This is a genomic window from Variovorax sp. TLI9-5A, assembly GCF_056867935.1.
Map to the genome: position 1 here is coordinate 3083263 of NZ_CP200310.1, position 25197 is coordinate 3108459.

Here is a 25197-nt window from a genome sequence, read left to right on the forward strand (position 1 = left end):
GGATTGATCACTTGCTGCTGCATCACGATTCGGGGTACAGAACTTGCGGCTCGGCTAGGGCAGCGCCAGCGTGCCGGCCGTCCGCGTGCTCTCGCGGTGCGTGGATGCGAGCCGCTCCCACAGCGCGTCGAGCGCCGACTGGATGCTGTCGAAGACCCGCGACCGGCTCTTGGGCGAAGGCAGGTAGTGGTTGAAGTAGCGCAGGCCCTCGGTCGGCACGCCGAGCAGCGTGAGCTGGCGCACCGGCAGGCCTGTCGCGTCGACCGGATGCCCGAGAGCGTCCGTGCGCGGAACCGTCGTTCGTTCGTCCGCCGGAGGCGGCAGCGCCGAGCCGGCGCACAGGCCCGAGCGGCACAGCGCGGCGAGCAGTGAATCGTCCGCGGTGTCGATCGCGCCGTGCCCCGCGCGGCCGTGCACCAGTTGGTCGAGGCAGGCGACGAAGGGCGTCTCGAAGGCGCTCGATCGCGCCCGCCAGATGCCGAGCGCCGCGTCGCGCTCGAGCGTGGGGGCCGGGCCGAGGTCGACGCGCAGCAGGCCGGCACGCATCAGCGCCAGCCATTCGAGCCCGCGCGAGATCGGCGGTCCCACGACCAGCTGCGAGATCCGCGGCGCCACCACGTCGAAGAACCGGCGGCGGGATGCCGGCGCGAGCGTATCGAATTCCACCGCCTGGCGGATGAAGCCGCGCAGCACGCGCAGCATCTCCACCGCGTACTTGTACGGGCTGTGCGCCTCGCCCTTGCGGGCCTCGTCCACGTCGAAGCGCAGTCGCGCCGCAAAGGCTGCGCTGAATTCCGCGCCGCTGCGCGGCGAAGGCGTGGGCGGAGGGACGGATTCCGATGCGAGCAGCGTTTCAGGCGAGAACCCTACCATCGATGGCAGGGTCTTCTCGCACAAGGCCTTCACTTCGGCCGGCGCGAGCAGGGCGAGCACGCGCCGGCAAGCCGCCGCCGCGTCCGCGCCTTGCGACAGCGTCATCGCTCGCATCAGGTAGGCCGCGCGCATCTCGGCCGCGAGCACGGTCAACAGGTCTTCCTCGAGCAGCAGGCCTTCGGGGCCGCGTGCCGCGCGCCGCAAGGCCAGGTAGGCATCGGTGCAGAAGATCGGCGCGAAGTTGCCCGACAGGTCGAGCGATTGCGCCGGCCGGCACGCGAACGGCATGCCGCTGCGGGAGTGCACGAACATGACGGGCTCACGGCCGCTCGGCAAGTACTGCAGCATGCCGTCGTCCTCGCGCACGAAGCGCCCGCCACGGCCCGTGGTGAGCGCCGCCACAACGTCCACCGCCACCAGGCCGGTGCCCGAGATGCCGACCGCCGACCCGGCCTCGATGTGCGCCTGCAGCCGTGCCGGCGGGTACGGGGCCATCGGCCTTGCAGGCGATGCCGGCCGTTCGCCGCCGGAACGTGCCAGACCATGGCCGGTGCAGAGGAAGACGTGATCCACCGTGAGCGCCGAACCGTCGCCCAGGCGCACACACACTCGCTCGTTGGCCACGAGCGAGACATCGAGCGCGCGATGGCGCACCTCCGAGACCCGCAGATGCGAGGGCGCGTTGTCGCACAGCACCGCGTACACGTGCCGCAGGTAGGCGCCGAAGAGCGCGCGCGGCAGGAAGCCGTTGGGGTCGGCCTCGATGTCGCGTTCCTCGCGCAGCCAGTCGATGAACGACATCGCGCCCGTGAGCGGCGCTTCGTCGAAATGGCGTGCGCCGAAGCTGTCGAGCTGGCCGGTGACGGTGTTGAGCAGCAGGAAGTCTTCCTGCTGCGGCTTGTGCAGGCCCGGGCCCGGCTCGTCGGGGTCGATCACGTGCACGGCGAGCGCGAGCCTTGGCTGCCGGCGCGCGGCGGTGATCAGCCGGTCGAGCACCGCCAGGCCCCAGGGGCCGGCACCGACGATCGCGATCTCAACCCGCACGGCGCAGCTCCCTGTCGGGCCTGCCCGGCAGCGTGACGAGCATCACCCCGGCGACGATCAGCGCGCTCGCGGCCAACAGGCTCCAGTTCAGCGGCTCGGCGAGAAAGACCACGCCGAACGCCACGCTCACCAGCGCCCGCAGGTAGGCGTTGCTGGTGGTGGTGACCGGGCCCAACGTGCGGATCAGCCTGAAGAAGATCACGCTGGCCAGCGCGGTCGACAGAACCGCGAGGGCCAGCAGGGCCAGCGTGGCCTCGAGACCGGGTGCAAGCGTCCAGGGCCGGTCCATGGCCAGGCTGAAAGGCAGCATGGTGAGCCCGCCGCACAGCAGGGAGCCGGCCGCGGTGACCACTGCAGGCTGGTCGCCGAAGCGATGGCCGAACACGGCCCCGCACGCATAGGACGCGCTCGCGCCCAGGACAGCCATGACCGCCAGAAAGTCACTGCCGCCCAGCGCTGCGAGGGAACCGAGGCCGGCGATCCCGGCGACGCCCGCGAGGCCGAGCAGCACGCCCACGAACTTCGTGAGCACGAAGGGCGCGGAGCCGACGACGAATACCGACAGCATGAAGGCGAACAGCGGCACTGTGGCGTTGAGCACGCCCGCGAGCCCGCTCGCGATGTGCTGCTCGCCCCAGCCGATCAGCGTGAACGGCAGCGCGCCCTGCAGCAGCCCTTGCACCCAGAGCGCCCCCCAGCGGCCGATGCGCGTCGGGAGCGCGAAGCCCTTCGCCAGGGCCAGCGAGGTCAGCAGCGCACCGCCGAGCAGGATGCGAACCGCTGCCAGCGTGGTCGGCGGATAGTCGGCCACCGCCACCTTGATCAGCGTGAAGGAGCCGCCCCAGAGGACCGCGAGCAGCACCAGCAGCATGTATTCGCCCGGCGGCGCCGGGGCCCTTGTCCGTTGTTTTTCAGGCATGGCTCAGCGCCTCCAGGTGTGAGCAGTAGTCGGTGAAGCACTCCTCGATCTCCGAGGGCGAAAGCAGGCCGGCGCGGTACTGGAACTCGACGTGCGTGGCGTCGTGCCATCCGCGTATCAGCATAAGCAGGTCGTACTTCAGCCGGTAGCCGCGGTCGGCGTGCCGCAGCGTCGCAAGTGCGGGCGCGTCGCCATCGGCCTGGGGCATGAAGTTGAGCGAGAAGCCGGTCAGCGGGTTGCGGTCCGCGTCGAAGGGCAGGCCGAGTTCGTCGAGCATCTGGTCGAACTGGAAGTCCTGGTGGCGCGCGGCCAGCGCGATGCCGTCTCGCACGCGCTCGACGAGATGCCCGGGAGACAGCGCACCCAGCTCCGTGACGCGCAGCGGCACCAGGTTGATGAAATCGCCGATGGCCTGCGCGACCTGGGGATGGGCTCGGCCGGCCAGCGGCGTCACGACAACCAGGTCGTCGCATTCCGTCAGCGCCGCCAGCCAGCGGAAATACGCGGCCACGTACAGCACATAGGGCGTGCACTTCAGGCGCCGCGCCGCCGCCACGACCGCATCGCGCAGCGTGCCGCGCACGGCGGCCTCCATCGCATGGCAGCGTTGTGGATCGTCGCAGCGCAGCTTGTCGGGCAGGTAGCGGTGGCGGTAGGGCGCGGCGAGCAGCTCGCGGAAATGCGAGCGTGCGGCCTGCGCCGAGGCGTTGCGCGCGCCGGCCCAGGCCGCGATGTCGCGCATCGACGGCGAGGCATCCGTCGTCCAGGGCCGGCCTGCGAGTCGGGCGGCCAGCTCGCGCCCGAGCAGCCCCTGGCTCGTGCCGTCGCTGACCAGGTGGTGAACGGTCCACAGCAGCCGGCGCCGCCCGTCGGGCAGGACGAGCAGGGTCGCTCGGAACAGCGGCGCGTCGGAGAACAGCGCGATCTCCGCCTCTCCCTCGGCCATGCGCAGCGCGTCGATGCGGCGCGCCAGTGCTTCCGCGTCGAGAGCACCCAGGTCGCACAGGGCCACCGGAAGGTCTTCCGTCGGCACGATCGACTGGCGCATTGCGCCTTGCTCGTCATGGCCGAAGCGCAGGCACAGGCTGTCATGGCGCAGCGCGATCTCGGTCAGCGCGCGGCCCACCGAGTAGGCATCGACGCCGTCGGGCAGCTCGAACAGCGCGACCATGTTGCACCAGTTGCGGTTGCCGCCCGCGCAGAAGGTGCGGAAGTAGCGTCGCTGCTGCGGGCTCAGCGCGAACCAGCGGGTGCGCGGAGCGGGCGGGATCGGCACCGGCGCGGCCGGATCGGCCTCCTGCAGCTGCCGCGCCAGCTCGCGCGCGGTGGGCGCGTGCATCAGCAGCAGCGGCTGCGCATGCACGCCGAACCGCGTTTCGAGCTCGGCGCACAGCCGCATCGCCGCGAGCGAATCGCCGCCGAGCGCGAAGAAGTCCTCGTCGATGCCGACATGCGACTGCCGGAGCACCCGAGCAATCGCTGCGGCCACGCCGAGCGCGAACTCGCCGGCATCCGCCTCGCATGCGGAGGCGGCGGTGTCCGCGCGCGGCGGAGGTACGGGCAGGCGCGCGCGATCCAGCTTGCCGTTGGGCGTGAGCGGCAGCGCATCGAGCGCGATCAGGTGGCTCGGAATGGCCGCCGCGGGCAGTCGCTCCGCGAGGAAAGGGCGCAGGCTCCGGCGCACGGCCTGCGCATCGGCCTGCGTGCTGAAGTAGCCCACGAGCTGCGCGCCGCCTTCCTCGTTCGTCACGCACACCACGGCCGCATCGGTCACCGACTCGTGCGACTGCAGCACCGCCGCGACGCCCGCGGGCTCGATGCGCGTGCCGAGGATCTTGACCTGGTGGTCCTTGCGTCCGCGCAGGTGCAGCGCGCCTTGCGCGTCCAGAAAGCCGAGGTCGCCGCTCAGGTAGGCCGGTTGCCTCTCGAGCACGATGAAGCGCGCGGCGGAGGGTTCCTCCGGGTCCAGGTAGCCGAGCGAGCGGTGCACCGTGCGGATCGCGACCTCGCCGAGCTCGCCCGGGCCGAGCGGCTGCAGCGCCTCGTCGAGGATGCGCACGTCGACCCCGGGCAGCGGCAGGCCGCAGCACTGGATGCCCTCGGGCGCCGGGTCGGGCACGCGGGCGCAGAACTTCGCGAGCGTGGTTTCGGTCGGCCCGTACAGGTTGTAGACCGCGCTCGAGGGAAACGCCGCGCGCCAGCGCCCGACCAGCGCACCGCCCAGCGGCTCGCCCGCGAACAACGTATGGCGCAGCGTGCCGTTGCGGGCGCCCGCGGGCAGGGCCGCCAGGCAGGCCTGCGCCAGCGAAGGCACCGCGTGGAGCACGCTGACGCCCATCCTGGCGAGCCAGTCCGGCATTCCGGCCGGTGTCAGCGGCGCGTCGGGCGGTGGCAGGCAGCCGGTCACACCCGCGACGATCGGCAGCAGCAGGTCGCGCAGCACCACGTCGAACGACAGGCGGGTGAGCACGCCCACGCGGTCGCCGGGCTGGAGGCCGAGCATGCCGGCTTCCCAGGCCAGGAAATGCGCGAGCCCGCCGCGTCGCCCGAGGATGCCCTTGGGCCTGCCGGTCGTGCCGGAGGTGAAGAAGATGTAGCAGCCGGCGTCGGGCGCGATCTCCGGCAGGCCCAGGTCGTCGAGCGTCCATCCGGCCTGCGGCGACGACGCGCCCGCGATGTGCCGGATGCCGTCGGCCCCGAGCGGCGACCGCATCGCGAACTCGATGGCCAGCGTGGCGGCCGACGCGTCCAGCATCGCCTGCTTGCGCACCGGCGGCAGCGCCGCGTCGACCGGCACGGCGACCACGCCCTCGAGCAGGCAGCCCGTGAGCATCGCCGCCAGTTCGCGCGAAGCCACGCCATGCAGCAGCACGCGCTCGCCGGCCTTCACGCCTTGCCGGCGCAGCAGCGACACCTGCGCGACGACGAGCGCCGCGAATTCGTCGCGTCTCATGGTGCCTTCGTCGTCGATCCAGAGCGTCGCCGCCCCGGTGCGCAGGCCGTCTCGCAACAGCGCGGTGAGCGATGGTTGCGGCGCGTTCACAGCGTCACCTCGAACACGTCGGCAAAGCGGCGCGGGTGGTAGAGCGTGTGCATGGCGTGCGGGCGTGCCTCCAGCGCGCAGGCCACGGCCTCCGCGACGGCCGGCGACTGCGCGAAGCCGCCGGTGTTGTGGCCGCCGCTGAGCACCAGCTTGCCGCCTGCGTCCGCTTCCTGCACCTCGAGCACGCCCAGGCCCGATGGCGTCCAGGGGCGCACGCAGAAGCCCGGACGCTCGTCGAGCATGCCGGACTCCCGGGCACGCCTGAACTTGTCGCCGAAGAGCTCCTCCGCCGTCTCCATCACGCAGCGCGCGAGCTCGGGCAGGTCGGCCAGCCGCACGTCGTCGGCCGAGGCGCCGACGAAGCCGTGCCCCGAACTGCAGTGCAGCACCGGCCGGCCGGCGGCATCGCGGCCGGGCACGACGTTGGCGCCCTGGGCAGCCTCGCTGCTGCCGAAGGCGCGCCGGCGCACCTTGAGCGGCGTCTGCAGCGGCGCGCCGTCGTTCGGCAGCGTGACCCACATGCCGACCATCGCACCGATGGCGGTCAGCCCCGTCGTCCTCGCGGCAAGGGTGTGCGCCTGCGCGCCGGGGGAGAGAACATAGTGGTCGGCCCGACGCAAGGCACCGTTGACGACGATGCCCGTCACCGCGCCCGAATCGGCATGCCGCACTTCGCTCGCCTCCTGCTGCCAGTGGAAGCGCACGCCGAGGCGCTCCAGCAGCCCGATCAGGTTGCGGCAGAACGAGACGATGTTGAGCGAGAACCCGTGCACGTCGAGCGCTCCCGCGATGGCTCCGTCATCGATCGCGCCGCCCAAGGCGGGCTCGCGCTCGCGCAGCCGCTGAAGCGGGACCGTGCCGGCCAATGCGCCGATCTCGGCCTCGGCCGTCTGCGCCGCGCGCAGGGAAGCCTCGCTCGGGTAGATGCGCAACAGCCGGCCGACGTGGTGAGTCTCGCGCAGCAGCTCCGGATAGAGGCTGAAGAGCTCGCGCCACAGCCGGTGGCTCTGCCGGTTGAAGCCGACGATGTCGTTGCCATAGAGTAGCGCCGCCCAGGGCGGCACCTGCTCGAGCTGGTCGATCCAGCGGCGGTCGGCGTCCGACATCGTCCGGTAGTCGCGCGACAGCCAGCCGTCCCGCGCAATCCCGAGGCGGAAGCGCGGCGTGTCCTGCGGTGTGTAGAGCGGCGAACAGGCCAGGTGATGGCGCGACTCGTTGTACGAGAAGATGCGTGCGTCCCTGCCGCCGAAGGTCGCGCCGGCGCGCTCGGCATGCGGCGTGTCGCCCCGGCGCGGATCGGCCATGCGGTCGTACACCGACACGCGATGGCCGCGCCGGCACAGCGTCAGTGCCGTGACCAGGTTGACGACGCCCGCGCCGACCAGCATCACCTTCCCCGGCGCACCGGCTGCGGCTGCGGCGGCCAGCCCATGCCTCGGCCGGCACATGGATTCCGCAAGCACGAAGGCTTCGTACTCGGCGCGCTCCCAGCTCGATCCGGTCACGAAGGCGCAGCGCCCTTGGAGCGCCGATGGATCGATGGCGACCCGCGAGGCCGCGAGGCCGCAGAAGACGAAGCGGCAGCCGGGGAGCCCGGCCGCGATGGCCGAGACCGCCTCGTACTGCGCCTCGCGCGCGATCAGCACGTCGGGCGCGAGCGCGGCGAGCTCCGCTGCGACCTGGTGCGGCGCCTTGGCCGCGAGGTCGGGCCGCAGGACGATGTTGCGCGCGATGAAGACATCGGCCGATGCCCGCGCGAGCCAGCACATGACGACGATCTTCACGCGCCACCCTCCCGGTCGACCAGGTGGCACGCGACCCAGCGGTCGCCGGCGACTCGCGCGAGCGCGGGCACCTCCTCGGCGCAGCGGCGCGTGGAGCGCGGGCAGCGCGGGTGGAAATGGCAGCCGCGCGGCGGATTCAGGGGAGAGGGAATCTCGCCCCGGATCGCCACGAACGTCTTCTTGCGCACCTCCAGCTTCGGCGCCTCGGCCAGCAGGCCTTCGGTGTAGGGGTGCAGCGGCTGCTCGAACAGCGCGTCCGCGCCGGCCGATTCGACCACCCGCCCGAGGTACATCACGACCACCCGGTCGCTGATGTGCCGCACCACGCCGAGGTCGTGGCTGATGAACAGGTAGGTGAGGGCCAGTTCCTCGCGCAGCGCCATGAACAGGTTGATCACCTGTGCCTGGATGGACACGTCCAGCGCCGCCACCGCCTCGTCGCAGATCAGCAGCCGGGGCCGCACGGCCAGCGCCCTGGCGATGCCGATGCGCGCGCGCTGGCCGCCCGAGAACTGGTGCGGGAAGCGGCGCATGAAGCCGGCATCGAGACCGACCTTGCGCATCAGCGCCGCCACGAGTTCTTCCTGCTCCTTCGCGTCGACCAGCCCGTGCGCCACGGGTGCCTCGCCGATGATCTGGCGCACGCGCATGCGCGGGTTCAGGCTCGCATAGGGGTCCTGGAAGATCATCTGCACGCCGAGCATGTCGCGCCGGTGCTCGGCGGCCGAGAGCCGCCGCCTGCGCAGCTCGGCGTTCTCTCCCTGCCACCAGCGCTCGCCCTCGCTCAGCGCCTGCAGGCCCGCAGCCATGCGCCCGAGCGTGGACTTGCCGCAGCCCGACTCGCCCACCAGCCCGACGACTTCGCCGGGACGCACCGCGAGCGAGACGCCGTCGACGGCATGAACGGTGCGCGCCGGCACCGGTGCGCCGAACAGGCGCGCGATCTTCGCCGCGGCGTCGGGCTTGCGGATGAAACGCTTGGAGCTGGCACGCAGCTCGAGCAACGGGGTGACGGATTCCATGATGTCAGTTCGCGATCGCGGCGGAGGAGAGCAGGGGAGTCGGATGGAAGCAGCGCAGCCGGCGGCCGTCGAGCGCCACCAGCGGTGGCTCGTTGCGGCAGACGGCATCGGCGTTGGCGCAGCGCGCCTGGAATGCGCAGCCCTGGGGCAGCGCTAGCAGCGAAGGCGTCATGCCGGGAATCTGCTGCAGCGGGCGTCCGCGCGGGTTGCGAGACGGCGCGCTGGCGATCAGCCCTCGCGTGTACGGGTGGCGCGGCCGCTCGAGCACCTCGGCCACGGGGCCCTGCTCGACGATGCGCCCGGCGTACATCACGCTGACCGTGTCGGCCAGCCCCGCCACCACCGACAGGTCGTGCGAGATCCAGATCAGCGCGGTGCCCGACGCCCGGCACAGGGCCTGCATCTCGGCGAGGATCTGGCCCTGCACCGTGACGTCGAGCGCGGTGGTGGGCTCGTCCGCGATGATCACGTCGGGCTCGTTGAGCAGCGCGATCGCGATCGCCACACGCTGGCGCATGCCGCCCGAGAACTGGTGCGGGTAGGCCAGCAGGCGCTCGTGCGGCGACGCGATGCCGACCTTCGCGAGCGCGGCGGCCGCGCGTTCGCGCGCCACGCGCTCGCTGACTTTGTGGTGCGCGCGCACCGCCTCGATCATCTGCGTGTCGATGCGCAGCACAGGGTTCAGCGTCATCATCGGGTCCTGGAAGATCATCGCGACGCGGTTGCCGCGCACGCCCTGCAGCGCGCGCGGCGACAGGTTCCGCAGGTCGAGGACCTCGCCGGTGCGAAGCGCGAGACGCAGGCGGCCTGCCACCACGCGGCCCGGCGGGTCGATCAGGCCGATGAGCGAGTAGCCCGTCATCGACTTGCCGGAACCCGATTCGCCGACCAGGCCCATGATCTGGCCGCGCTCGATGGAAAAGGACACGTCGTCCACGGCCTTCACGACGCCGGCGCGCGTGGCGAACTGAGTCTTCAGGCCCTCGACGAGCAGGACGGGGTGAGAGGCGTTCGTCATTGTTTCTGCAGCCGTGGGTTCGATACGTCCCGCAGCTGGTCGGCCACGAGGTTGATCGCCAGGATCGTGAGCAGCAGCAGGATGCCCGGATAGAGCGACATCCAGTACTTGCCCGCGAGCAGGTACTGCTGGCCGTTGGCGATCAGCAGCCCGAGCGAGGGCTCGGTGATCGGCACGCCCAGGCCCAGGAAGGACAGCGTGGCTTCCAGCGAGATCGCGTTGGCCACCTGCAGCGCGGCCACCACGATCACCGGCGGCAGGCAGTTGGGCAGCAGGTGGCGCAGCACGATGCGCGCATCGCCCAGGGCCAGGCCCTGCGCCGCCTCGATGTACTCCTTCCTGCGCTCGACCAGCGCGGCGGCGCGTACGGTACGCGCGTAGTAGGCCCATTGCACCGCCACCAGCGCGATCGCGACGTTGCCCACACCGGGCTTGAGCAGCGTGATCAGCACGAGCGCGACGAGGATCGCGGGAAACGACAGCTGGATGTCGACGATGCGCATGAGCAGCGCATCGAGCCGCCCGCCGGTGTAGGCCGCGAGCAGGCCCAGGACGGTGCCCAGCGACAGCGCCGCGATCGTGGCGACCACGCCGATGCCCAGCGAGATGCGCAGCCCGTAGAGCATGCCCGAGAGCATGTCGCGGCCCTGGTCGTCGGTGCCCAGCAGGTAGAGCTTGCCGGGGCCGGAAGCGTCGTCGGCGCCGTGAGAGCCGGGCGGAAGGCGCGAGTCGAGGATGTTGAGCTGCGCGAGGTCGTACGGGTTCTGCGGCGCGAGCAAGGGAGCGAGCAGCGCGGCGAACAACAATGTCAGCAGCACGGCCGCGCCGAGCACGGCGAGCTTGGAGTGGGCGTACTGGCGCAGCAGCCGGCGCAGCGGGGATTCGTCGTCTTCGATCATGGTCGTTGTCGTCATGCGCCTTGTTCGTCGAGGCGAACGCGCGGGTCGAGGCTCGAGTACGCGATGTCCACGAGCAGGTTGAGCAGGGTGAACATCGACACCACCACCAGCAGGTAGGCGACGATCACCGGGCGGTCGAGCGAGGAGATCGACTCGATGATCAGCTTGCCCGCGCCAGGCCAGACGAAGATGGTCTCGGTCACAGCGGCGAACGCCACCAGCGCGCCGAACTCCAGCGCCACCACCGTCACGATCGGCACGAGGATGTTCTTGAGAACGTGCACGCCCACCACGCGTGCCGGGGCGAGACCCTTGGCGCGTGCGAACTTGACGTAGTCCTGCGTCAGCGCCTCGTGCGTGCTGGCCCGGGTCAGCCGGGTGACCAGCGCGAGCTTGAAGAGCGCGAGGTTCACCGCGGGCAGCAGCAGGTGCTTCCAGCCCTCGAGGCTGAAGACCGACAGCGACAGCCCGAGCACTTCGCGCGTCGGTCCGCGTCCGCCCGCGGGCAGCCAGGCCAGTTGCACCGCGAAAACGACGATGAGCATCAGTCCGACCCAGAAGGTGGGCAGCGAAAAGCCCAGGATCGAGCCGGTCATGATGCTCCTGCCGATCCACGACTGCGGCCGCAGCCCCGCCCACAAGCCCAGCGGCACGCCGAGCGCGATCGCGATCAGCATCGCGACACAGGCGAGCTCCAGCGTGGCGGGCAGCCGCTCGAACACCAGCGCGATCGCGGGCACGCCGTGGACGAAGGAATTGCCCAGGTCCCCGTGCAGCGCATGGCGCAGGAAGTTCCAGTACTGCAGCGGCAGGGCCTGGTCCAGGCCCATGGCTTGCACCAGCCGCGCTCGCTCGGCCTGATCGGCGTCCATGCTGATCAGGATGTCGGCCGGATTGCCGATCAGGTAGACGCTGGCGAACACCAGCATCGACATTGCCAGAAGCACGCCGACGCTCTGCGCCAGGCGGCGGATCACATAAGCCAACATGATGGTCCCGTGGTGATGGAGGCGCGCGGCCTAGAGCGCATGCGCGGGCACGCGCTGCATCAGGTAGCCGAGGCAGTCCTGGCGGATGGCGCGCAGGTCGCGGGTGAACATCGCGGCGACGGCCTGCGTCGAGAGACAGACGTCGGCCCCCTTGCGAACCAGCATGCCCGCGATCGCCTCGCCGTCGAGCCGGTAGGCCCGCAGCGGCTCGACATCGGGATGCGAGAGCGTGGTGGCGATCACATGCCCGGGCTCGAGCGCCTGGAAATTGAAGGACTCGATCTCGGGCGGCAGCTGCAGATCGGCGGCCTCGCCGTCGCAGCTCAGCGTGAGGCCCTCGGCGACCTTGAGCATCGCGAAGGCCTGGAAGATGTCGAGCGCCTTGGCGTCGTCGTGCGCCGTGCCGTCGCCGAAATCGTCCGCGAGGCAGCGCTCGATCAGCTTCGCAGCCTGCGCCACGCCCTGCGCGTTGCCGATTTCGCCACACTCGCAGCACACCGTGGGACAGATCGACGTGAAGGCGGCGCCCAGCGACTGCGGTGCCTGGATCAGGACGGCCAGCGGCGAGAACATGCGCGCGAGCCGCAGGTGCTCGGCGCCCGTCGCGCTCAGGCAGGAATAGAGCGGGTTGCGTCCCGAGTTGTTGTGCAGGTCGATGGCCAGGAAGACCTCGCGCGCACGCATGGCGTCCATCACGCGCGCGGCCATGTGCTGGTGCGGCGTGGCCGGCGCCGAGCGCGGCCAGATGCGGTTGTAGTCCGGCTGGTCTTCCAGCCGGCGAACTCCGGCCCGCGCTGCCTCGACGTTGCCGACGAAGATCGAGAGCGCGCGCGGCAGCGGGCGGTCTCGGTACTTCGCGAGCACCGATTGCAGCGCGAGCAATCCCGCATCCTCGTTGCCGTGCAGCAGCACCGAGACGAAGATGGGCCGCGGCTGCAGGCCGGGCAGGTGGATCAACGCCGGGGAGGGCACTACCTGATGGAGCGTGCGCGCCGAAGCGCTCATGAATCCGGGGGGCAGGTGATCGAGCACCAGCGGGAGGCTGGACAGCTCGCTCACTTGCGATCCTCCACCTCGGCGCGGACCTGCTGGGCCAGCGTGAACTCGTCGACGCGCGGCACCATCGCCAGCCCCTTGCGCGCGGCCCAGGTCGACACCTGGTGATAGAGCGGGATGATCGCGTAGTCCTTCTTCAGCGCGAGTGCGGTGGCCTTCTGCAGCAGGGCTTCGCGCTTCGCGTCGTCCACCGTGTTGAGCGCTTCGTTCAGCAGCGCGTCGAACTGCGGATTGCTGTAGCTGCTCCAGTTGGTCGCGCCCATGCCGCGCTCCTTGTCGGGCGTGGCGAGCAGGCCGCGCAGTGCGCCCGAGGGCTCGCCGCCACCCACGCCCCAGCCGAGCAGGCCGAAGCCCAGTTCCTTCTTCGAAGCGCGCCCGACGTAGGTCGCCATCGGCGAGACCTGCACCTTGGTCACGATGCCGCCGCGGGTGAGCATCTGGCCGATGGCCTGCGTGACCTGCTTGTCGTTGACATAGCGATCGTTCGGCCCGAAGAGCGTGAGACCGAAGCCTGCCGGATAGCCCGCCTCTGCGAGCAGCTTCCGTGCGCCCTGCACGTCGACGCTGTCGGGCTTGAGCTCGGGGTTGAAGCCGAACATGCCGTTCGCGGCCAGGTTGCCGGTGGGCACGCCGAGCTGATCGAGCACGCGCTCGGCCAGCACAGCGCGATCGATCAGCAGGGAGATCGCCTGGCGCACGCGCGCATCCCTCATCGGATTGCGTTCGAGCGGCTTTCCGTCCTTGTCGGTGACGAAGGGCGAGGTCTCGCGATGATCGGTATACAGGAACATCACGCGGCTCGATACCTTGGTGAAGACGCGCAGGTCCTTGTTCTGGCGGAACTGGGAGACCAGGTTGGCCTGCACGTTCTCGACCAGGTCCACGTCGCCCGAGAGCAGCGCCGACATGCGCGCCGATTCGGCCGGCAAGGCGCGCAGCGTGACGCCGGACCACATCGGCTTGTCGCCCCAGTACCCATCGAAGCGGGTGAACTGCACGCCGGTGCCGGGCGTGAACTTCACCAGCCTGAACGGGCCCGTGCCGGCCTGCACCTTCGCCTGGTTGAAGTCGTCGCTGGTGGCTTTCTCGGCCGCCTTCTTCGAGACGATGAAGATGCGCGTGAGGTCGTTCGGCAGCAGCGGCGCGGGCGTGGCGGTCGTCAGCTGCAGCGTGAGGCGATCGACTATCTTCTTGCCGGTGATGGAGCGCGTGTAGGCGGCGAACGAGCTCGGGCTGTTGACGATGGTCGCGGGACGCTCCAGCGAGAACACCACGTCCTGCGCGGTGAGCGGGCTGCCGTCGTGGAACTTCACGCCGTCGCGCAGCTTGAACTCCCAGGTGGTGTCGTTGATGGCGCGCCACGAGGTCGCGAGCGCGGGTGTCAGGCGCGCGTCGGCGTCGAGCGCGACGAGGGTCTCGTAGGCATGGCTCACTACCGCGCTGATCGCATCGTTGTTCACGAAATGCGGATCGACCGACGAAGGATTGCTGCTCAGCCCGATGCGCAGTTCCTGCGCATTGGAAAGGCATGCGAGGCATGCGAGAAGCGCACCGCACAGCAGTGCGCGCCAGTGACGCAGGGTCGGTCTCATGGGTTCTGTCTCCGTTGGAATTACGGTTGTCGCAACGGATGGGGATTCATAGAATCCAGCCCGCCATCGACACACATTCATGCGCTTGAATCGTTGGATCCGTGTGCGCAAATCGATGCCGGGACATTAGCAAGCGGCGGCTTTCCCGCCATGTAGATTCTTAGCTTCCATGGAACTTCTTGCATCTTCCTATTGGCGCGACAGAGAGTTGGCAGGCCTGCAGTTCACCGCCAACCGATTCGTTCAACGAGAGATCCGGGCGCACCGGCATGGTGGCTACACGCTGTCGGTTTCCGACACCGAGTTGCATGTGAGAACCAGCGCCGGAGTCACCGTGGTGCCACCCGGTGCGCTGCTGCGCATCGGCCCGCAGGTCTGGCATTCGATCAAGGCGCGAGGCACGCCGTGGCGCGAGGACGCGATGTACTGCAGCGTGGCGGTGGCGCGCTGCGTGAACCCGGTGCACGAGGCCGACGGCGGCATGCCCGGGCTCGAGCCCGAGCCGGTCTCGGTGTTCGCGCGCGATCCGTGGGGGCGCGAGTTCGCCGAGTGCCACCGGCTGTTGCACGAGATCGCGGACACGGGCCGCGAGGACGCAGGCATCGCCGCGCGCGCTCTGGTGCGCCGCCTGCTCGCGCAGTGGATCCCGCTGCAGGCTGGCAAGACGCCCGAGTCCGGCGGGGCGGACGATCGTCTGCGGCGCTCCTATGGCCTGATCGCCACCGGCTTCCAGCAACGCCTGACGCTCGACGACCTCGCCGAGGCGGTCAACTGGCACCCGATCCACCTGCATCGCCGCTTCAAGGACGCGTGGGGCTTCACGCCGCACGAGCTGCTGGTGGGGCACCGCATCGAATACGCGCGCGACCTCATGGCCGGCGGCGCGCGGGTGACCTATGCGGCGCACGCGGCCGGCTTCAGCGACCAGAGCCACCTGCACAAGACCTTCATGAGCACCTACGCGGTGGCGCCCAGCGAGTACCGGCGGCTGTCGGCGCTCGATGCGCTGCAGCCGCCGGCGGCGAGGAACGGCATCGTCGACTGACGCTGCACGGCCCCGCTCGGGCCGAGTGCGCGTCAAGCGAGCAGTACGTCCGAGGCCTTCGTTCGCTGGGCGTGGCCCGGGTCGATGTTGAGGAAGCCTGCCAGCGCCGGGTTGACAGGCTGCAGCGGGTCGTGCGCGGTGCCCGCGTCGAGCATTGCCTGAAGCGCCACGGCAGTGGGCTGCATCGTATCGACGACGAAGCGCACGCCACCGTGCTGGGGTGGTGACGGCTTCGGGTTCGGTGTCGGGTTGGGTGTCGCCGTGGACCTCGGTACCGGTGTCGGAGTGAACGTCAGGGTAGGGGACGGGGACGGCATCGGCGGGGTCGTCGCCGAAGGTGTGGGCGTCGGAGTCTGCGTCGGCGTGGGGGTGGGGGTGGGCGTCGGTGTGGGAGCCGGCTGGTTCTGCTGCGGCTTCTTGTTCTTCTCGTGCATCGACCATTCCTCGGCCGCCACCCGCGCGGCAACGGCCACGCCCAGCAGCACCAGCGGCGCCGCGCCGCGGCGGATCCAGCCGTGCGAGGTCTCGGTCGGATTCGTCCTGGCCTCGCCGAGCGGCGCGTTGAAGTAGTTCGTCAGGCGCGAGTGGTAGACCATCGGCCCCATCTGGCGGTTCGAGCGGTACTCGTCCAGATAGTCCTTCTGCGTGCCGCGGAAGATGCCCACGTCGCTCGCCACCTTCAGCAGCTGCGGTGCGGCGAGGTCCCATTGGCCGGCGCGGATGTACATGTAGGCCTGGATGCTGTCGGAGATGGTCAGGCCGATCGTGCCGCTGGAGTCGCCCCAAGACGAGAACTGCGCCAGGCGCTGCGTGAAGGTGCGCTTGACCATCGGGCCGCCATCGGGCGCCACGCCGTCGTGCGTGACGGCCTTCGGGTTGCCCAGGCCGATGAGGAAGCGCCTGAACCACGAGTAGCCGTTGGTGGCCTTGTAGACCGGCATCGGATTGCCGTCCTTGTCGAGCGGCGGCGTCGTGGCCTTGGGAGGCGGCGCCTGCCCGGCCTCGGGCGCGGGGGCTTCGGTCGATCCGCGCTCGCTCATGACGTGCCCACCGCGCGCCTGCGCGATCGATGCATAGCGGTTCGCCACGCTGGCGCCGAGGCCGGTTGCGTTGCCCACCGCATAGTGCAGGCTGCCTTCGTTGCTGATCCACTGGCGCACGCCGTCCAGCGTGGTGGCGTCCCATGTCCACTGGTGGCTCGGCGCATCGAAGAAGGGGTTCAGATACAGCCGTGTGCCCGCCGAATGGCTCAGGCCGAAGCTCAGCACGCGCGCGCCGAAGAGCGTGCGGCCCACTGGCGAGTTCGGCGATGTGAGCTTGCCGGGGCTCTGGTCCAGCACCGCGCGCGAGCGTGCATCCGAGGGGTTGACGCGCAATGTTTCCGCCGCCATCGCGATGGTCTGGCGGTCGGCCTTGGGAATGCCGCGGAATGCGCCGCGGGCTCCCGTGGTCTGGCGCGCGACGGTGTCGAGCGGAATGCCCTCCAGAGTCTTGAACGCGGCATTGACGTCGCCGCTTTTGGTCGCCATGGTCTGCACCGCATCGCGGTAGCGCGCGCGGTCGGCGCCCGGCACGTTGCGCAGCAGGCGCCCGCGCACGACGCCCGCATACTGGGTGCCGCGTCCCACTTCCGGAGCGGTCATCAGCAGCGCGGCGGCCTGGGCGTCGCGCGGGTCGGCGTTGAAGGCCTTCAGCGCCTGGGCGTACTCCTGGCGAAGCGCGGGCGGAATGCGGTTGAACAGTCCGCGCTTGCCGATCACCGGGCGTGCGCTGCGCTCGATCGCGCCCTTGTAGAGCGTGTCGAGGGCTGCGGCATCGTCGGGGTTCCTCGCCAGCACCTTCAGCGCTTCGCCATAGTTGCTGCGGCCCTGGATGCCGCGCCGCGCGGCGTGCCAGCTGTCGAGCTGGCTCTTGAGCTGGAAGAGCGACGCCTCTCGCTTGGCCGGGTCGGCGATGTCCTTGATCAGTGCGAAGGTGTCCTGGTCCTTGGGGTTGAGGTACTTCTGCAGCCGGATCTTGCCGCCTTGCTTCAGGCCGGCGATGCTGCCACGGTAGAAGAATGCCTCGTAGGCGTAGCGCAGGAACACGGCGCGCGCGCCGACGTACCCGCCCAGCGATGCGCCGGCGACGCCGAGCGCGGGGTTGGTCATGCTCAGGCCCAGTGCTCCGCCGCCGAGGCGGATCGCGCCGTAGAAGGCCGCGCCGGTGCCGACCATGTAGCCCACCGACTTGGCGAAGATCTTCCTCTTCTGCGCCGGCGTCATGACCTGCTCGTTCTGCTCCATCGTCTTGTGCGGATCGACGAAGACCTCGCCGGGCTTCGGCGCGTGCGCGGCCTGGCGGTTGCTGATGCTGACCGGGTGTATCGCACCGTCGGGCCGCACGCCGACGATGCCGTCGACCTGCGCCTGGGTGAAACGTCCGGTGGCCGCGACCTGGGCCATCTCGGTCTTCGGTCCGATCAGCCGGACCACGCCCACGAGGCTGCTGCCTTCGGCGTTCGCGTGAGCCGCGGCCGCCGCGCGCGCGGTTTCGAAGCTGGAGTACACGTGCGAGCGGTCGAGCAGGGAGAAGGTGGCATCGGGCGCGCCCTGGTTGATGGCCGCGCCGTCGCTGGCCAGCACGTAGCGCCCGCCGACATAGTCCGGCGCACCGATGAAGGATGGCGCCTGGCCGCGCGCCCATTGCGCGAAGCGCGTGCGCAGCGGAATGTCGCGCGCGGCATGGCCGTCCGGAGAGCCGGCGCCTGCGAGGTAGTGCGTCTGCTCGACGTCCTCGGGAGTTGCGGCGGCCTTGCTCCCCTGCAGTTCGCGAAGCGTGGCCGGGCCCGCATAGGCGGGGCGCGGCTTGGTGTAGTCGCTCGATCCTTCGAGCAGCGCGTCCATGTCGGGCTCGACCATCGCGAGGCCGGTGGATTCGCCGGCCTGGTGGTTGCCCGCCGCTCTGCTCGGTGCGGCGGGCGCGGTGGCGCCGTCGCGCCACGCGGCCGAATGCACGTTCGGAATGCCGACAGGCATCGGCTGGCCGTCCGCGCCGACGTGCACCGAGCCCATGATTTCCTCGGGCGTCGCGCGGCCGCGCTTCGTCAGCGGCGCCATGGTCCCGTCGGGATGGATGCGATACACCCAGGCGCCGCCTTTCTGCTGTGCCGCGGCGGAGGCCTCGGCGAAGGTGCCGAAGGTGTTGTTGCGCTTGGCACGCACGCCGGTGCCGCCGTACATGGTCTCGCCCGGCGCCATCGGATGAACCGCGAAGCGCACGTTCGAGCCGGCGGCGGGCTCCTCGGTGATGCGGGCCGTCACAGCGGCCTCGTCGGGCGAGGGTTGCAGCGGACGCAGCCCCGAGCCGGGCTCGCTCGCGCGTTCGTGGAACGCGACGAGCTTGCCGCCGCGCAGCGCGACCTGCGGCCAGCTGCGCCCGGTGCCGAGCGTGGTCGGCGGCAGGGGCATGCCGTGCGCGTCCACGCCGGTGGCGGCGGGATCCTTCGGCAGGCCAGCCGTCTTGACAGAGGGTGTGTCGGTGTCGCCGCGGCCGGTGCCGCTCGCCCGCGGCCGCTCGGCTGCGATCGGCCGTGCCGCGCGCGGAGGCTCCGGCATGGCGGATGCGGCACGCGGCGCGCCCGGCTGCGCACCGGCCGGCTCGATCGGCAGGCCCGGGCGAAAGCGCGCGTAGACCGGCGGGCCTTGCACCGGGATGTCGTCGTAGACGGGGCGGCCGTTCTCGCGTATTCCGACGATGGGCAGCGACTGCAGCGGCTCGGCCTTGAGCGCGCCTGCGTTGTAGGAGCTGCCTTCGTTCTGCAGCGAGATGCTCCGGGTGTAGACGGCGTTCGGTACGTTCTGGTCGCGGTTTTTCATCACGACCGACTCGGTCGCCGCGTACACGTCGTTGCCCAGCAGCGTGGCCAGGCGCTGCGCCAGCGGCACCGCGCCATCGCCGCTCAGGCACGACAGCATCAGCACCGGCTGGCCGTGATAGTTCTCGTGCGCGACGATGGCTCGCGCCAGCCCTTCGGCCGTGAGCGGATTGCCGTCCGCACCGGTCATCATGCCCTCGAGCCCGTGCCCGTTGACCGCGAAATAGCCCTCGGGAATCGGGACCGCCTCGCTCGCGGGCTTGCCGTCGCCGCTGCGCACGGGGCGCTCGCCCAGCGCGAAGATGTCGAGGTCGGGCACGCGGCGGCGGAACGCGTTGATTCCCATCTCGCTGCGGCCGGGCTGCGTGTTGAGCAGGTCGACGCGCCGGCCGTTGGCACTGGTGTAGATCAGCGGCTGGCCCGGCGCATGGCCCTCCGGATAGGCGATGCGCAGGGCGGGCCTGTCCGGATGGGCGGTGACCTGCGTGGCCTTCGCGGGGCCGCCTTGCGTGGTTTCGACCTTCACGGTGGCCATCACGGCGGAGGGCGGGACGCTGCCGTCCGGCGCGATGCTTGCCGCGTGCACGATCGCGATCTCGTCGCCCAGCGCGACGAAGCCCTCAGGCTGCACCGTCGCGAGCGCTTCGTCGAGGGTGGTGTAGTGAGCGGGCAGAACATTGGAGAAGTCGCCGCTGCTTTCGCCCCGTGCATGGTCGCTGGCGCGCTGAGCGGCACTGGGGCTGTCCGTGCCGGCAAGCAAGCCGTCGCGGTGCGCGGCGAAGACGAAGCCGTTGTCGTCAACGGTGCGCGGATAGACGTAGTAGCGCACGCCCTCGGCCTCGCCGCCGGCGGCGAACACTGTCAGCAGCGAATCCGACCAGTTCGTCTTGCCCAGACGCTCGGTCGCCGGCAGCGGATAGCTCGTGGGGCCGCCGAGCTCGGGGTCCTGCGCCGGTTTGTAGGCGGGGAAGCTGCTCGTCTCGCCCTGCTCGCCCTTGGCGGACGATGCCGGCGTGGACTTCACGCTCGCCAGCTCCCTCGAGCCCGCGTTCTGCTTCTGCTCGATGCGTTGCGCCGAGCGCACGAAGGGTGCATTGGCGAGCGGCGCGTCGTCCGCGGCGTTCGCAATCTCGCTCCCGCGCTTCTCCTGCGGACTGCGTGAGCCCGCCGGTGCGCGAGCGGTTCCCGGCGCGTCGGCGCTGTCGCCCGCGCGCCGCACCGAGGCGATGACCGGGTTGAACGAGGCATCGGTCACGATGGACGGCAGCGCCGCTGGTCCGGCCACCTCGGCGGGTACCGTGCGCGGCGTCGACGGCCACGCGATGCTCACGCGTGGCGGCTCGCGGAACGGGGTGAGCGCATCGGGTGCCTCCGCTGGCTTCACGGTACCTGCCGTATCGGCCGCATCGGCAGGCTTGGGCGACGCGGACTGTGCCGGCCGCGCCGGCAGTGCCGCATCGGTGGGCGCCGTGTTCGGCGTGTCGTCGGCCACCGTGCCGGCCGGCCGGTTCGCGACCGCCGGCCTCGCCGTGTTCACGGCCGGTGGCTTGATGGCGTTGTGCACGCGCACATAGCCCTTGGCGAAGATCGGCGAGGCAAAGCCTGCCGCGTTGACGCCGAGCATCATGATCTGCTGCTCGCGCTCGGCCGGGGTCATGTGGTCCCAGTTCTTCGCCAGCGAGTACACGCCTTCGCCGGTGGCGTAGACGCTGCCGGCGGCAAGCGGCTTGGAAGCCATCGCCGCGGGCTTGCCCCAGGCCTGGGCGGTCTGCGCGTAGCGCGCGAAGTCGGCTGCGCGCGCCTGTGCCGCCACGGCGTCGCCGGCGGCTTCCGCGGCCGTGGCCGCCTTGGCGGCGCGGCCCGCGCGCAGCGCGGCCATGGTCGCGCGGGTGGAGGCACCCACCACCGGCACGCTGACCGTCGACAGGCCGAGGTTCAGCCAGTCCATGCGCGCCTGCTCGCTGTTCGCGGGATTGATGCTCTGGCCGTGGGTGCTGAGCTTGTTCAGGTCCTCGACCGAGGTCGCGACGCCGTAGCCGGCCGCGAGCACGGTGAATGCGCCCGCGGCCAGCATCACGCCAGGCGCCGCGAGCGTGCCGAAGGAGCCGACGGTCAGCGCCACGCCGGCCACGAGGCCGACGCCTGCGACCACCAGGTCCAGATGGGTCTCGCGCCTGAAGGTCTCCCAGCCGGTCTCGGTGCGCGCGTCGCCGGCGAAGAGCTTGACGTTGCCGTTGGCGTCGAGCGAGTAGCTGGCGTCCTCGGGCGTGACGAGCTTCACGCCTTCGACCGGCAGGCTGTTGTTGGCGCGGTAGTCGGTGAGGTTCTTGTAGGTCCAGGCCTGTTCGTCGATGAGCTGCGTCTCGCCGGGCTTGTCCTTGCTCTCCACCTTGAAGATCGCCGTCTTGATGATGCCGCCGTCGTCGCTGTCGAGCGCGTAGACCACGGGCAGCACGGTCACGCGCGCGTGCTCGCCGCCGACCTCGACCACCTTGTCGACCATCTTCGAGAGCAGGTCCTTCTGCGCGTCGCCGAGCTTGCCGAAGAGGCGTTCGTTCTGGCGGATGCGGTCGCTGTCGGCCTGGGTCGCTGCATCGAGGGGGCGGTCGGGGTTCCAGCCGAGCGCCAGGCCGATCTCGTTCTCGATCTGCGTGCGGCTCTTCATGGTGATCGGGCCGCCGCCATACTGCACGAACTGGTCGTTCATGATGGCCTGCGCCATCACCTGCGGGTTGCGCTCGAACAGCCGATAGAGCGCGCGCTTGTCCTCGCGCTGGCTGAACGGCAGGTTCTGGATGGTGTAGCTCTGCTGCTGTGCGTAGGCGTTGTCGCGTGCGCCGGCGGCCTGGTAGCGCACGGCCGTGTCCGACTGGGTCTGCGCCGCCTGCAGCTTCTTCCAGGTGTCGCTGCCGGTCTCGGCCAGGCCGGGGTTGGTGCTCTTCCATTTCTCGTGCGCCGACTTCGCCGCGGCCAGATCGCGCGCGGCGGTGTCGGCGTGGAACTTGTTGACCGAGCTGAGCCAGTCCTTGCGCGCGGCGTCCGCCTTGTCGCGCGCATCGTCGGCAGTCTGCTGCGGCGAGGTGGCGTAGCACATCTGCGCGCGGCCCGCGCGCTTGTCGGCTTCGATGCGCTGGCGCGCGTGGTTGGCCTCCTGCCAGGCGATCGCGGCATCGACCGCGGTCTGCTCGTTCTTCGCGATGACGACGCGCGCCTTGGCGTCGTCGAGTGCATTGCCCAGCGCCGTGCGGTCGCCGGTGCCGGCGTCGTAGTCGGCCTGCGCGTTGTCGAGCGCGGTGGTTGCGTCGGTGAAGTTCTTGTCGACCGTCTTCTTGCGCGGCGCGAGGTCGTCGCCGAAGTTCAGCGTGGGCGCGGGCTTGCCGTCGGGCCCGGGCGCCGGCTGCGCGCCGGGCTGCGGCGGCGCGTCGGCCGCGGCCTGTGCCAGGCGCTTCTCGACATCGGCGCGGTCGCTGCGCGCCTTGGCCAGGCCGCCGTCGCCGAACTCGGAGGTCTTCCAGCGCGCGGCCGTGGCCGGGTTCATCTTGTAGGTGCCGGCGCGCACCGAGAAGTCGACCATCTTGCCCTGGTCGGACTGCTGCCAGCCGAAGACCTTCGAATCCTTCTTGATGGTGACGTTGTAGCCGCCGTTGCAGTCCGCGTGCACCTCGATGTCGTCGGGCGAGAGGCCGCGCGGCAGGCCCTCGGCGCTGACCTTGCCGTCCTCGCCGCGCTTGATGTTCCAGGTCGGGTCGTAGTTCTTCGGGTAGACGTCGCCAGTCGTCGACTTGTCGCCGTTCATGAACATCGTCAGCTGCGGCTTGACGAAGCTCGTGCGGTCGTACTGGTAGCGCGCGGCATACCAGGCACGTTCGGCGTCGATCTGGCCGAGCTGGGTCTCGATGTCGCGTTTGGCGAGGTCCAGCGCGTCGAGTTCGTCGAGCGCCTTCTGCTGCTCGGCTTCGGTGGCCTTGCTGCCGGGCGCGGTGAGTGTCTTCACCTCCGCAGCCTTCTCGTCGTAAGCCTCCCGCGCCGCGGGCAGCTGCGTCTCGCGCATCTTCTTCTCGTCGTCGCCCGAGAGCTTCGGCTGCGCGGCATCGGCTTGGCGCTGCGCCTCGCGTGCCGCCACGCGCAGGTCGTCGAGCTTGCCGCCGTCCACGGGCTTGCCCGCGGCCTGGTCGCGCTCTGCCGCGCGCAGGTCCTGCATGGCCTTCAGCGCCTTGGCGTCGGCCTGCGCGGCACGCTGCTGCTCGAGCGCGCGGCCCAGGTTCTCGGGCTTGGCGTTGGCGACGGCGTTGTTGGCGTCGTTGAGCTGCTGGTTGATCTTGTCCGCGCGGTCGAGATAGCCGGCCTCGTCGAGTTTGGCTCGGCTGCCGTCGGCGCCGCCGAAGAGATCCTCCTTGACCGCGTTCAGCGTGGTCGCGGTCTGGTCGCTGCGGGCCTTGGCTGTATCGTGCTTCTCGTTGGCGGCATACAGCGCCGCGGTCAGCGGATCGAGCTCGGTCTTCTTGTCGCCGTCGACGTAGAAGTACTTGCCGTCGATGTTCTTGACCTTCTTGCCTTCCTCGCTGCCGGGCTTGGCCCAGAACGCGGGATCGTAGCCGTCGGGGTCGATGTTGCGCGTGCTGGTCTTGTCGCCGTCGTGCTCGGTCACCGTGACGCGGGCGGGGCGCTGCAGCGACGCCGTATTCCATGCGCTTTCGGCGTCGGTCTTGGCGTTCTCGGCGTCGCTGGCACCGAGCTTGGCGTCGAGGTCGTCGCTGAGCGCGTGCATGTAGCGCTGGCCCTGCTGCGCATCGCGCAGGGCCGCGTCGGCCTTCTGGATCTCCTTGGCATCGCCGCCGGCGACGGCCTGGTCGTACTTGACGCTCAGCTCCCTGACCTCGGCGTCGGCGACGCGCGCGTTGTAGTCGGCATCGACCGTGCCGAGAGTGTTCGTCTTCGGATTCTGCGGGTCCGCCGGATCGGTGGTGCCGAAAGCCTTCTCGGCGCTCTGGAGTTCGGACTTCGCACGGTTGGCCACGGCGCGCAGGCACTCGGCTTCGGCCTTTGCGTTCTGCTGGGCGGTGATGAGCGTGTCGTTGCGGCCACCGTCGGTGCCGAAGCTGGCGGCGTATTTCTCGGCCTTGGTCGCGGCCGCGTCGGTGTCCTGCGCATGGCTGCGCGCGTCGGCCACGCGTGCCTTGCCGGCCTGGCTCGCGTCGTACTGTTCGCCGCGCAGTTGGCGCACTTCGGGCGAGTCCGCGCGCACGCCGTCGCGCGCCTTGTCGATGTAGGTGCCGATGCCCTTCGGGTCGAAGACGCCGCCCTTGTCGAGCGCATCGCGGGCGTCGGCCGCGACCTTGTCGATGGCGGCGTTCGGATCCTTGCCTTCGGCGATCGCCTTGAGGCTGGCCTTGCGCATGTCCTGCTCGGCGGCCTGCAGCCAATCCGTCATGGCGGCGTTGAGCGCGGCCTTCTGCTGCGCGGTGCCGTCGCCGCCATTCGCCTGCGCCTTGAACACCGGCTTGGCGGCTTTCTGCGCCTTGTCGAGCAGGTCTTGCGTTCCCGGGCTGGTCGCAGGGGGATGGTCCTTGGGCTGGTTGGCGGGCGGGTCGAAGATGGCATTCATCTTCTGCGCCGCATCGACCTCGCCCTGCGCGGCGCGCGTGGCCTCCGACGGATTGTTGTCCGCGCGGCGCTGCCGGATGTCGTCGAGCTTGGCGTCCGCGAGCGTGGACTGCTTGTCCTTGAGATTGCTCGCCGCTTCCTGCTTGAGCGCATCGCGCTCGGCCGCGTCGCTGGCGCTGCGCGCCTTCGTGGCTTCTTTCTGATCGGCCTCGGCCTTGCTCTTTTCGGCCTTGGCCTCGGCGGCTTCCGCGGCCTTGCGTGCTTCCTCCGCTTTCCGGCGTGCGGCCTCGGCCTGCTTGCGCGCTTCCTCGGCCTGCCGCCGGGCTTCCTCGGCCGCGCGTTTCGCGGCGGCTTCCGCCTGGCGGCGCAATTCTTCGGCGGCCCTTGCGGCGGCCTGGGCATCGATCGCTGCCTGTGCGGCGGATCTCGTTCCGGACCCATCACTGCTGACTG

12 protein-coding genes are annotated in these 25197 nt (G+C 70.4%); 1 reads left to right on the forward strand and 11 read right to left on the reverse strand.

Annotation, left to right across the window (positions count from 1 at the left end; translation table 11 throughout):
• Window positions 1-54: 54 nt before the first annotated feature.
• From AC1VNX_RS14650 to AC1VNX_RS14695, 10 genes are read right to left on the reverse strand one after another with little or no spacing between them, the layout of a single operon-like run.
• On the reverse strand, window positions 55-1917 hold the full coding sequence (locus AC1VNX_RS14650; protein WP_483157342.1) for an FAD/NAD(P)-binding protein: 1863 nt from the start codon (window positions 1915-1917) through the stop codon (window positions 55-57).
• The gene (locus tag AC1VNX_RS14655) at window positions 1907-2836 is read right to left on the reverse strand and encodes a DMT family transporter (RefSeq protein ID WP_483157343.1); all 930 of its coding nucleotides are present in this window, start codon (window positions 2834-2836) and stop codon (window positions 1907-1909) included. Before AC1VNX_RS14655 ends, AC1VNX_RS14650 begins: the two co-directional genes overlap by 11 nt.
• Window positions 2829-5879: an AMP-binding protein gene (locus tag AC1VNX_RS14660; protein WP_483157344.1), complete on the reverse strand. Its 3051-nt coding sequence runs from the start codon at window positions 5877-5879 to the stop codon at window positions 2829-2831. The genes AC1VNX_RS14655 and AC1VNX_RS14660 overlap by 8 nt, the downstream gene beginning before the upstream one ends.
• On the reverse strand, window positions 5876-7663 hold the full coding sequence (locus tag AC1VNX_RS14665; protein WP_483157345.1) for an NAD(P)/FAD-dependent oxidoreductase: 1788 nt from the start codon (window positions 7661-7663) through the stop codon (window positions 5876-5878). The genes AC1VNX_RS14660 and AC1VNX_RS14665 overlap by 4 nt, the downstream gene beginning before the upstream one ends.
• Window positions 7660-8685, reverse strand: coding sequence for an ABC transporter ATP-binding protein (locus AC1VNX_RS14670; protein ID WP_483157346.1), 1026 nt, complete (start codon window positions 8683-8685; stop codon window positions 7660-7662). The genes AC1VNX_RS14665 and AC1VNX_RS14670 overlap by 4 nt, the downstream gene beginning before the upstream one ends.
• Before the next feature lie 4 nt (window positions 8686-8689).
• Window positions 8690-9703, reverse strand: coding sequence for an ABC transporter ATP-binding protein (locus tag AC1VNX_RS14675; RefSeq protein WP_483157347.1), 1014 nt, complete (start codon window positions 9701-9703; stop codon window positions 8690-8692).
• Entirely contained in the window at window positions 9700-10617 is a 918-nt protein-coding gene (locus AC1VNX_RS14680) for an ABC transporter permease (RefSeq protein ID WP_483157348.1), read from the reverse strand. The genes AC1VNX_RS14675 and AC1VNX_RS14680 overlap by 4 nt, the downstream gene beginning before the upstream one ends.
• Window positions 10614-11591, reverse strand: a complete 978-nt coding sequence (locus tag AC1VNX_RS14685; RefSeq protein ID WP_126022049.1) for an ABC transporter permease — start codon at window positions 11589-11591, stop codon at window positions 10614-10616. The genes AC1VNX_RS14680 and AC1VNX_RS14685 overlap by 4 nt, the downstream gene beginning before the upstream one ends.
• A gap of 30 nt (window positions 11592-11621) precedes the next feature.
• Window positions 11622-12650: a M14 family metallopeptidase gene (locus AC1VNX_RS14690; RefSeq protein ID WP_483157349.1), complete on the reverse strand. Its 1029-nt coding sequence runs from the start codon at window positions 12648-12650 to the stop codon at window positions 11622-11624.
• Window positions 12647-14239 carry an ABC transporter substrate-binding protein gene (locus tag AC1VNX_RS14695; RefSeq protein WP_483157350.1) on the reverse strand — a complete coding sequence of 531 codons (1593 nt, stop codon included), beginning with the start codon at window positions 14237-14239 and terminating at the stop codon, window positions 12647-12649. Before AC1VNX_RS14695 ends, AC1VNX_RS14690 begins: the two co-directional genes overlap by 4 nt.
• A gap of 169 nt (window positions 14240-14408) precedes the next feature.
• On the opposite strand from AC1VNX_RS14695, the gene AC1VNX_RS14700 reads away from it, so the two are divergent.
• A complete protein-coding gene (locus AC1VNX_RS14700) occupies window positions 14409-15284 on the forward strand; it encodes a helix-turn-helix domain-containing protein (RefSeq protein WP_483157351.1) in 876 nt (291 codons plus the stop codon).
• 32 nt (window positions 15285-15316) lie between these two features.
• On the opposite strand, the gene AC1VNX_RS14705 is transcribed toward AC1VNX_RS14700, so the two are convergent.
• The gene (locus AC1VNX_RS14705; protein WP_483157352.1) at window positions 15317-25114 is read right to left on the reverse strand and encodes a DUF4781 domain-containing protein; all 9798 of its coding nucleotides are present in this window, start codon (window positions 25112-25114) and stop codon (window positions 15317-15319) included.
• Between the last annotated feature and the right edge of the window lie 83 nt (window positions 25115-25197).

Coding starts and splice junctions, on each gene's coding strand:
- AC1VNX_RS14655 (WP_483157343.1), bottom strand. CDS start 2,836: ATGCCTGAAAAACAACGGACAAGGGCCCCGGCGCCGCCGGGCGAATAC.
- AC1VNX_RS14670 (WP_483157346.1), bottom strand. CDS start 8,685: ATGGAATCCGTCACCCCGTTGCTCGAGCTGCGTGCCAGCTCCAAGCGT.
- AC1VNX_RS14675 (WP_483157347.1), bottom strand. CDS start 9,703: ATGACGAACGCCTCTCACCCCGTCCTGCTCGTCGAGGGCCTGAAGACT.
- AC1VNX_RS14680 (WP_483157348.1), bottom strand. CDS start 10,617: ATGACGACAACGACCATGATCGAAGACGACGAATCCCCGCTGCGCCGG.
- AC1VNX_RS14685 (WP_126022049.1), bottom strand. CDS start 11,591: ATGTTGGCTTATGTGATCCGCCGCCTGGCGCAGAGCGTCGGCGTGCTT.
- AC1VNX_RS14695 (WP_483157350.1), bottom strand. CDS start 14,239: ATGAGACCGACCCTGCGTCACTGGCGCGCACTGCTGTGCGGTGCGCTT.
- AC1VNX_RS14700 (WP_483157351.1), top strand. CDS start 14,409: ATGGAACTTCTTGCATCTTCCTATTGGCGCGACAGAGAGTTGGCAGGC.